Here is a 9,778-nt window from a genome sequence, read left to right as displayed (position 1 = left end):
ATATAGGCGTTCTGTTGAGGCTTTCCTGGCTGGATGTATTCAATGTGAATGCCGTGCGTCTCAGCCCATGCTTTCAAAAGCCCACTGACATATTCGGGGCCGTTGTCGACGCGAATGATCTCGGGTTTACCGCGCCATTCAATGATCTGGTTCAGGCTGCGCACAACGCGTACGGCGGGCAACGAGAAGTCCACATCAATGCCCAGTCCTTCACGGTTGTAATCATCCAACACATTGAGGGTCCGGAACTTTCGCCCATCCGCCAGTTGATCGTGCATGAAGTCCATCGACCAAGTATGATTGGGGACCTCCGGCACCGCCAACTCGTCCGGCTTGGGCCGCTTCAGCCGCTTTCGAGGCCTGATACGCAGGTTCAGTTCCAACTCGCAGTAGATTCTGTACACGCGTTTGTGGTTCCACTCGAAGCCCTTCACGTTGCGCAGATACAAAAAGCACAGGCCAAAGCCCCAAGTCTTACGGTTCGCCGTCAAACGCACCAGCCAGTCCGCGATCTCAGCGTTCTCATCCTCGAACTTGCGTTCATAGCGATAGCAGGTCTCGCTGATTTGGAACGTGCGGCAAGCCAGCGCAATGCTGACGGCCCTGGTCTCGACTGCCCTCACGGCCATCTCTCGTCGTTGAGATGACCTTACCGCTTTTTTCCAAGGGCTTCCTTCAGCAAGTCATTCTGCATGCTCATCTCAGCATACATCCGCTTCAGACGGCGGTTCTCACCCGCCATCGCTTTCATCTGCGACACCATAGACGCATCCATACTGCCGAACTTCGCGCGCCATTTGTAGAAACTGGCGCTGCTCATACCATGCTCCCGGCACAGCTCAGAAACCGGCATACCGCTCTCAGCTTGCTTCAAAATACCCATGATTTGCGCGTCGCTAAATCGTCCGTTCTTCATCAAAAATCTCCTCAGATATCATGCCGAGAAAATTCTACTTGTGAACACCACTAATTGGGGGGGATTAGCGGACAAGCATGGCCTCAGCGATTTGGGCAGTGATCGCCCGGGAAAACGCTGTGTAGTCTTCCGGAGATTTAGGAGGTTCAAGCGGTGCAAGGTTTATTCCGTCACATGACATTTCCCTTCCTCTCTGGAACGAAAAAACGCCCGGATATTTCTATCGGGCGCAGTTCTAGGATGTGTTTTTTCTGTCACCTGAGGACTCATTTCGTCAACACCAAGATTTACGAAAAACCTGAATTTAGGAGTAAAATAGGGTTGATTTTAGGGGGAAATAAGAGTCGTTTCAAAGGGTTGTAGGTTTTTTGAATTATTTTTGAAATGGGCGTATTTAGCGCCTGTTACTGACAAGTAATTATGAAAATTGCCCCATTTTTTGGCTTCGGCCCTATACATTCACTCATTTAAGCAGGCCAATAAATGGCCTGCTCTAGAGGCTTCAAACTTGGAAGTGTGCCTAAATTATTAGTCCATCTTCTATTGCTAATTGAGAATCTGCAGTGGTCAACACAAATGAGTCCCAAGCGCTCCATCCAGAACCATCATTAGCACGGATCCAGAGGGTTTGCGTGCTGCCGGAACTGTCACCGTGCAGTTGCAAATTATCGAGATCGGCTGCGGATAAGGTATAGCCCGCTTCCGCGTCTACTGCCGTTCCGTTGAGTATAAAGCTGTCAGCACCTTCGTCATCCCAGACTTCATATTGGGTGGCTGCATCATTATTCCCATCGCTATAAAACGAAATGTCACTAACATTTACCGAGGTGTTGGATGTAAGTGTAAGGTTGTCGATAGTTGCGACAGGGGGAATTTCAGCTCCAAGTGTTGTTAGTACAAAAGAGTCCCAAGCGCTCCACTCGACACCATCATGCGCACGGATCCAGAGTGTTTGATTTCCTCCAGTATCTGCGCCCTGCACCCAAAGGTGATCTAACTGTTCTCTGGTAAGAATATACCCGTCTGATGCATACGCATAACCCTCAAATCTGACCCAGAAGCTGTTATTGCCTTCACTGTCCCAGATTTCAAAGCGATATGCTGAATCCCCATCAGCATCGCTATAAGCCAAACCAAGATCAATTTGCTTCCAAGCCTCTGGGTCAAGCGTGATGTTATCGTAAGTGATGACCGGCTGAGAATTGCTTGCTCTGGTGGTTATGTTGAAATCATCCCACGCGCTCCAGCGGAAGCCGTCCCACGCACGAATGTTCAGCGTGTGTACACCTGTGCTGTTGCTACCTTGCACCCAAAGTGACTCGATAAGTTCTGCATCGAATGTATATCCATTTGATGCATCAACTAAACCAACCCCATCCAGCCAGACACTGTTTTCGCCAGATGTGTTTCTAATCTCAAATTCTAAGTGTTTCTCAGCATGTGGGCCTGCTACGGTGTCGTACACCGTGTCGAAGCCAACAGCGAGCCAACCGTTGATCCCGACAGAATAATCCTCCAACATTGGGGTGATAGGTTCAATGAGAGTGATAGTCTGGTCGTTGAGCTGCAGTAATTCTACATTGTACAAAGTGAACGAATAAGCGCCATCAAGACTGTTTAAAATCGTCAGGTGATTTGTTGTTGTCCAAACCACGTCGCTTCCATTCAAGTCAAGTACCAGAGTGTCTAAGCCCCTACCACCATCAATGGTGGTATAACCTGAAGGGTAGATAATATCGTTTCCTGGCGTTGATGCTCCAGGAGGCGCGGAAAAAGTGTTTATGCTGCGTGTGTAAGTCTCCACCTGCTTTTCCAGAGGTTCGGATTCAAACACAAATGACGCATTTTTGCCTGTGATGATAACCGCGACATCTTCGCTCTGATCAGAATTCCGGAAGGCGTTTTGATGCCAGCTTTCTTCACGCGTTACCACTTCACGCATGATTGTTTCAGGTGATGTTGATTGAAAATTGTGTGTTTCGATTATTTCATCAATTGGAGTTTTGCTTCCACGATCATTTGTTACACCGTTCGAGCGGTCTCTCAATGTGTTAGCGTAGGGATTAGATGTGTCATAAATGAGATTGCCTAGCACATCACGGTGCTGAGTTACGTTGAATGCGTGCACGGTTTTACCTTCTAAAAAAAACGACTCTTGTTTTGAATAATTGATAAATTATTCTATAATAATTAGATCGAGATTTGACACCTTAAAATTGCATACGCTTTGTGGATTAACCCACCTCGACCCCTTCAACCATTTTGCTCACGTCGATATTGGCATCTTTCCAAGAGATGCGGACGGCTTCCAACCCTTCGACAAGCGCCGCTTTCAGCTTCTGTGATTGCTGCTTGGGTATCGTGTGTTTTCCATCTCGTTTGACGAACCATCCTTTGCGGAGGGCCAATTCGGCTAGATCAACGCCAAACACACAAACGCTGTCGATCAACACCCGGTAGGAAATGGGTTGATGCGCCCCGCATTCATCCGAGGAGCGCGCGCGATGGCGCAGGTCGGGGAGGGTGGCGAGGCCTTGTTGGGCGATTTGCACACGCTGGCCGACTGCGATTAGGTGAGGGGTAATTCCGCCGGCGGATTGCTGGCCGCCATCCACGACTTCGGGCAAGAATTCCCCAGACAGGCCGATTGGGATTTCCTCTACTGCGGAGCCGTAAACATTGCCAACTCCGCTTCGCCCTGTTCCGCGTAGGCTTGTCGCCAGCGGTAAAAACTAGATCGACCGATGCCGAAATAACGGCAGGCTTTCGCAACATGCACGAGCTCTTCTGCGTATCGAAGTATCCACAATTTGCGATGAATCTCGCGTTGACCCTTGTTAATGAGCATCTCCTTCTTCCCTAAATTGGGAGGTTAAAGAAAATGCCCCGCGAGTAACGGCATATCTACACACAAAGCCCTTAAGACCGCATAAAACGAGTTAAGAGTAGAAACGAGAAACCTCCCAGAAACACTTTGCTTAGTGAGCTGCTTTCTATTCTGCTCGCTGTTCTTAAATCAAAATTCATAAAGGCTTAAGCCGAATTTAGATTGGGTTTTCCTGCACCCCAAAATTTTGGAGTGCAGGACGTTGTTGAATAGTACGCGATTGCATCTGATGTTGTTTGCCAGCGTTAAATGATTGTGAAGTTGTCGTCAAAATTGGAGGAGCCAAAAAAGTCCCCCCACGACGTACTGTCGTCAACATCTACCAAAATTCGTTCGTTGGTATCGCGCACCTGAACGGTGAAATAAACATTCCCGTCGATTGTGGTTTTAAAAGCTCTAAGGTCAGATCTATCATCAACATTTGAATAGTTGTCAAACTCGATGCTATCCACTCCTAAAACAAAATCATGAATGACATCCAGTTGCGCATTTTTTTGGGTCCAGTTTCCACCCAAGTTGTCCCAATCCATGAGATCACCTGATTTAAATTCGAAAGTATCTGCTCCACTACCACCGGTCATATGGTCGGTACCTGAGCCACCATTCAGAACATCGTTCCCAGAGCCGCCTGCAAGACTATCATTTCCAGTGGAGCCATACATTTTGTCGTTGCCCTGACCACCATCGAAGGTGTCATTTCCCTGCTGGCCGTACAGTTTGTCATTCCCTTTGCCGCCATAGATTGAGTCGTTCCCTCCCCAACCAGAAATGACATCGTTCCCTAGTCCACCGTACCCTATGTCGTTACCTTTACCGCCAATAATTTTGTCGTTTCCGCCTCCGCCATAAATGACATCGTTTTGATTGCCTCCGTATATGGTATCGTTGCCGGTTCCGCCCCAAACAGTGTCATTCCCGTCACCCGCATATATTTTGTCGTTGTTGAGGCCTCCAGAAATTAGATCCCCACCATTAGAGCCACTGATATTAGCTAAAACATCTGCGGCGTCTTTGTCATCATCTTGTATTATTATACCGCCATTTGGCGTCATACCTGCAGGAACATAATTTTGGGGGTCGACAAAATCTACGTCAGTCAAGGTGGAGAAGTTAGGAACTTGATTAGATTGGATGAAATGTCCTTCTTGATCACCTGTGTTTGCTGAACCGTTACCATTCATGTCCACCCGTGCACCCGACAGGGAGTAAAATATGTGGCCTTGTCCAGTGTCAATTAGTAGCCATTGTTGTGGTGTCGAATTCGGATCGTTATGGTTTCCGTTAAACTCCACAATCCGAACATTGCTTGGAGGGTTATAGAGGTCGACATCAACGCCATCGATCTGAATTTTGTCGCTGCTTGGGTCGAAATCTTCGAGTCTTCCAACAATGGTTGAATCTACTCGGTGTATGTTGGTGAAGTTAAAGATGTTATTTCCGCCACCAGCCCTGGCATGATGACCGTGCGAAAATCCGGTGATGTTATTATAATTTAAATTCAGAGTGTTGTTCGTAGTATCGTTTAAGCCACCGTGATAGGTGTGAATTTGTCCGGTACCATTTGTCGCAGTGTGTGTTGATGTGGGCATAAGACTTTCCTCGTAAAATAACATGTTGTAATCTGTGCATATTTTCAGACTATGCATTCAGATATCGCGTGGGCGAAAAAAATATCACCGACTCTACCCATGGTATAGTCGAGAGTTTGAATGGTCAATTATGGTTAACGGTTGCGACAGTTTTTTTCGATTTTAATAAGGGCATATTTGTTAATTTTTATGCGTAGAGTAACATTTTTCAATTAAAAACAGTAGCAAACGGAATACACTGAACAAGCGCTAAATTCCGCCAGTAATTATCTACAGGATCTAACCTGTATCCAGTGTTGTGGCTATTCGAATTAATTTAGAAATTGGGATTCAAAATTATTTTGAAATCTGTTTTTGAACCACCAATGAAAGAACGCCACCAACGCCGTATGCCGGAAAACCAAAATTACTGCCTTAATAAGATCATCACGAAACTGCGGTGCAGCCGGTGCGGTGGTAAAGATGTTGGTGTCACGTTTTCGTGGGATTTAAAGGTAGCGGCTGAACGGGGAGAGTAGGGCGTGCGGAACGAATTGGAATTTCACGCGCTCTGGTTCTAAAGCGCAATCTGTAGAACGCACTCATGCGCCTTCTTGAGAGAGGCACCTGTACCGTATCGCTCACGCTTTAAGCTGTGACCCATTAAGTCAGCCTTGATACGTTCTTCGATCCCCGCGTCTGTCATTCGACCCTCAAAGCTATGGCGTAGTCTATACATCGAATGTTTAGATGTTTCGCGCAACTTGTTCTCGATCGGGAACTTCCAACCAGTGTTGGTTAGCGAGTGTGCGTCGGCAGAGTTTTTGGGTCCGAAGGCGGCCTAAACAATGAGAGAGTTTGGCTCATCTGGTTGGTTTGATTATGCGGCGCGTTGCCTGTGATGCAAGCGGCGCGTTTCGAGTGTCTTTTGTTTGATCCTTTCCCTTTGTCTTAGAATGGCTTTGTCCCGTCCAAAATAGACGGTAAGCGCTGTCTGCGCCCCATCCTTTCGGCTTACCTGATAATCTGCGATTCATAGCCTTCAATGATTTGAGGGGAGTTTCTCGATGGGAGCTACAAGCGAGTTTTTGGCACGAATGCCGAGGCGATCAGATGGCAAACGGAATTGGCCTTTGGAATTGAAGGAGCGGGTTGTGGCAGAGACGTTGATTGAAGGTGCGACGGTCAATGCGGTTGCCAAACGATATGAGTTGATCCCCAGCACGCTGTCGGATTGGCGACGTATGGCACGTCAGGGTAAGTTGGTTCTGCCGAACTTGGATGGTATGGATTTTGTGCCTGTCCAGATTGAAGAAGCCGCTGCATCAATGGCAATGCCGCCGGTTGCAGCCCCATCTAGCACACTTGATGTGATCAAAGGCGATGTGACCGTTCGTTTGGATGCCACCACTCCTGCGCCCCGTATTTCTGAGATTGCAGCGGCGCTATGATCCATCCGACCCATGGGGTGAAGATATATGTTGCGACCAAACCCGTGGACTTTCGCAAGGGCCATGATGGATTGGCCGCTTTGGTTCAAAGCCACTTGCGTCACAAACCCTTTGATGGGGCGGTTTACGTATTCCGCGCCAAGCGCGCAGATCGGTTAAAGCTGATTTACTGGGACGGGTCTGGACTGGTGATGGCGTACAAACGACTTGAACAAAACACCTTCAAATGGCCAGCCGTCAAAGACAGTGCGATGCGCCTTGATCCTGCACAATTTGAGGCCCTGTTTGCGGGGTTGGATTGGCGGCGCGTGATCGCATTGGATATCGTGCCTCCTGCTGCGGCAGAGTGAATCATCGATTATTTTACAGCGGCGTTTGCTCCCTCGTTTTGCTATCTCAGGGGTATGGAAATACCCGCTGATCTTCCCAACGATGTCGATGCTTCGAAGGCAATCATCCTTGCGTCAGAAGAACGCAGCGCTCGCAAAGACGTGCGCATTGAACGGCTGGAGAAGCTGGTTGCAGACTTCAAGCGGGCCTTGTTTGGTGCGAAGTCAGAGAAGGGCGATCCTGATCAATACCAGTTGGCGTTTGAAGATATTGAGACCGCCATGGCTGTTGTGCATGCTGAGGATGAAGCGATTGATCCGCCCAAAGACAAACCTGCAAAACGCAAAACCAATCGTGGATCACTGCCCAAACATCTGGAATGCATCGAAGAGATTATTGAACCAGACGATTTAGCATGTGCTTGCGGCACGAAGATGTCAGCGAACGCTTGGATGTAATCCCTGCGCAGTTCCGTGTGATTGTCACGCGCCGCCCAAAGTACGCCTGCCGATCCTGTAAGGACGGCGTGGCGCAAGCCCCCGCCAGACCACGATTGATTGAAGGCGGTTTGCCAACCGAGGCAACAGTCGCCAACGTCATTGTCAGTAAATACGCAGATCACCTGCCTCTGTACCGTCAGACCCAAATCTACGCGCGTCAAGGTGTCGATATCGACCGTTCCACTTTGGCCGCATGGGTCGGCAAAGCCGCATATGAGCTCAAGCCCGTTTATGATTGCCTCAAAGAGAACCTTAAGCAACTCTTCGGGTCAAGGTTGCTCTCCTCCGTTTGCAACCTTGAAACAAAAGTCAGGTGATTTGGAAACCCCGAACGTCAACAGCCCCTAAGCGAAGCCGGACAAATCGGAGCCACACATGTTTGTCATGCAATGTCGATTTCCATCCTTGTCGTAAGTGCGGGTATGTTCTTGATCTTTGATCGCAACACCGATGATCGAGAGGACAATCACCGCGAATTTCGGCAGTATTGGGAAAAAGAGAAATGAACTGGCGTGCAAATTGAGCTCTTAGGTCGATAGGCCGTTTGTCTAAAGCACAGTCTTACCTAAATAACGACGATACACTGCCAGTACCAAACCGAGCCGTCTCTCCTCCACGAGAACACAGCCAGAACACGTAAAGGCTGTTCACTTGCCACTTTGTTTCAAACGCAGAGACATTACACATATTCCAAGCGAATTGAACACAATAGGCCTGCACAGAGTATCAAAAAGATATCGACCACACCGTCAACTCAAATAAATGTAGCACCCATTACCACCACTGTAATACACTTAAGATCTCCATAATCCTGACATTGCCTACGTGGAGAGTATAGCTTCGGCAATTCTGAATAAATCGCCACTAAAAGGAAACCGATATGTTTGCTGCTCTGTTAACGATTTCAACGCTCGTCTTAGGCTGGGGGATTTACGAAATCTTTGATGACGATAACTCTTCTTCACAGGATGATAAGGATACTGCCGTTGGCACTCCAGAAAATGATGTTTTGGCAGGTACAAATCGTCCAGACATCATAAGGGGTCTCGCAGGCGATGATACCATCACTGGAGAAGTCGGCGCGGACGAACTTTTTGGGCAATCTGGGAATGACCTTGTGGACGGAGGCAATGGCACAGATTTGATCGAAGGTGGCCCAGGCATCGACACTTTAGAAGGTGGGGCAAGGAATGATACTGTAGGTGGCGGCATTGGAAACGATCTAATCAATGGTGGCCTTGGTGCTGACACCTTGTTCGGGAATGCGGGTGATGATGTTATCGATGGTGGTATTCACAATGATGCGCTCATAGGTGGAGATGGTAGCGATACCCTTCTGGGTGGTGGAGGAAATGATACCCTTATAGGCGGATACATTATTGATGACACCAACAGTGGCGGAGATTCCGGGAGAGATTATTCTGCGGAGTTCTTTGCAGCATTTGAAGAACTCGCCGAAACGGATCCTGATTTTATAGAGGCAAGTACCGATGAAGAGGTTTTTGCACACCCCATTTTTGCGGGAATAAACACCAACTTCAATATAAACCCTGAAACTGGCGCTGATTCACTTTCAGGCGGCGCTGGAGATGATTTTTTACAACTCGGTGCAGGTGACATAGGTAACGGCGGCCTCGGAGGTGACATATTCATTCTATCCACCAATCAATCTGGCAACGAAGTCATCGTTGAAGATTACAATCCTGATGAAGACCGTATCGCTTTCAATTATGATGCAGCCGACGGTCCACCAACGATCGTTGTAACCAATAATGGCCCTCATGCTGTTGTTTCCATAGACGGAGTTGATATGGTTCGAGTGATTGGCGCGGCTGGTCAATTGAACGCGTCTCAGGTACTTCTTGAGGAGTTTTCCTAAACCTACAATTGTTTTCTCTTTGCACCCCTCAGTGATCATCGGACAGTCCGCCTTGTTTAAGGTCGTTCAGGGTTTCGATGGGGCGCGTTCGGAACCGCTCAGAGAGCTTAAACACACCCGCCTGGAGGTATGCCCGAAAGTTGGTGACGGTGTGATCAGGCGGCTTGGTTAAGTTGTTTGATCCCGTCTTTGATTGCAATCCCCTGGATGATCTCAGGCATGCGGTTGGCACCATCGAGTTTGCGCC

At 48.3% G+C, this 9,778-nt stretch carries 6 protein-coding genes and 3 pseudogenes; 4 read left to right on the top strand and 5 right to left on the bottom strand.

Features of this window, described 5'->3' with window-relative positions:
* The 5 genes and pseudogenes from G9C99_RS18205 to G9C99_RS18185 all read right to left on the bottom strand — a co-directional run.
* Positions 1-916 (bottom strand): annotated as a pseudogene (locus G9C99_RS18205) (IS3 family transposase); the annotation flags it as partial.
* Positions 917-1,436: 520 nt separating this feature from the next.
* Positions 1,437-3,044, bottom strand: coding sequence for a hypothetical protein (locus G9C99_RS18200; protein ID WP_166418968.1), 1,608 nt, complete (start codon positions 3,042-3,044; stop codon positions 1,437-1,439).
* Between the two features lie 106 nt (positions 3,045-3,150).
* Positions 3,151-3,543 (bottom strand): hypothetical protein, encoded by a 393-nt coding sequence (locus G9C99_RS18195; protein WP_166418967.1) that lies wholly within the window; start codon positions 3,541-3,543, stop codon positions 3,151-3,153.
* Positions 3,544-3,599: 56 nt separating this feature from the next.
* Positions 3,600-3,758, bottom strand: a pseudogene (locus tag G9C99_RS18190) (helix-turn-helix domain-containing protein); the annotation flags it as partial.
* Positions 3,759-4,048: 290 nt separating this feature from the next.
* Positions 4,049-5,392, bottom strand: a complete 1,344-nt coding sequence (locus tag G9C99_RS18185) for a calcium-binding protein (protein WP_166418966.1) — start codon at positions 5,390-5,392, stop codon at positions 4,049-4,051.
* A gap of 1,046 nt (positions 5,393-6,438) precedes the next feature.
* Between G9C99_RS18185 and G9C99_RS18180 the strand changes: the two genes are divergently transcribed.
* The 4 genes and pseudogenes from G9C99_RS18180 (at position 6,439) to G9C99_RS18165 (ending at position 9,531) form a co-directional block, all read left to right on the top strand.
* On the top strand, positions 6,439-6,822 hold the full coding sequence (locus G9C99_RS18180; protein ID WP_231704142.1) for a transposase: 384 nt from the start codon (positions 6,439-6,441) through the stop codon (positions 6,820-6,822).
* Positions 6,819-7,172 (top strand): IS66 family insertion sequence element accessory protein TnpB, encoded by a 354-nt coding sequence (tnpB, locus tag G9C99_RS18175; protein ID WP_166418965.1) that lies wholly within the window; start codon positions 6,819-6,821, stop codon positions 7,170-7,172. The genes G9C99_RS18180 and tnpB overlap by 4 nt, the downstream gene beginning before the upstream one ends.
* 54 nt (positions 7,173-7,226) lie before the next feature.
* A pseudogene (locus G9C99_RS18170) lies at positions 7,227-7,912 on the top strand (transposase); the annotation flags it as partial.
* Between the two features lie 620 nt (positions 7,913-8,532).
* Positions 8,533-9,531, top strand: a complete 999-nt coding sequence (locus G9C99_RS18165) for a calcium-binding protein (protein ID WP_166418964.1) — start codon at positions 8,533-8,535, stop codon at positions 9,529-9,531.
* The last annotated feature ends 247 nt before the right edge of the window (positions 9,532-9,778 follow it).

The sequence above is a fragment of the Cochlodiniinecator piscidefendens genome (assembly GCF_011326755.1).
In the GTDB taxonomy this organism is placed as follows: Bacteria; Pseudomonadota; Alphaproteobacteria; order Rhodobacterales; family Rhodobacteraceae; genus Cochlodiniinecator; species Cochlodiniinecator piscidefendens.
The sequence above is the reverse complement of the archived record's forward strand: the minus strand, read 5'-3'. Positions and strand labels throughout refer to the sequence as shown.

Excerpts from the sequence above, each read along its gene's own strand:
- G9C99_RS18185 (WP_166418966.1), bottom strand. The coding sequence starts at position 5,392 with ATGCCCACATCAACACACACTGCGACAAATGGTACCGGACAAATTCAC.
- G9C99_RS18180 (WP_231704142.1), top strand. The coding sequence starts at position 6,439 with ATGGGAGCTACAAGCGAGTTTTTGGCACGAATGCCGAGGCGATCAGAT.
- tnpB (WP_166418965.1), top strand. The coding sequence starts at position 6,819 with ATGATCCATCCGACCCATGGGGTGAAGATATATGTTGCGACCAAACCC.
- G9C99_RS18165 (WP_166418964.1), top strand. The coding sequence starts at position 8,533 with ATGTTTGCTGCTCTGTTAACGATTTCAACGCTCGTCTTAGGCTGGGGG.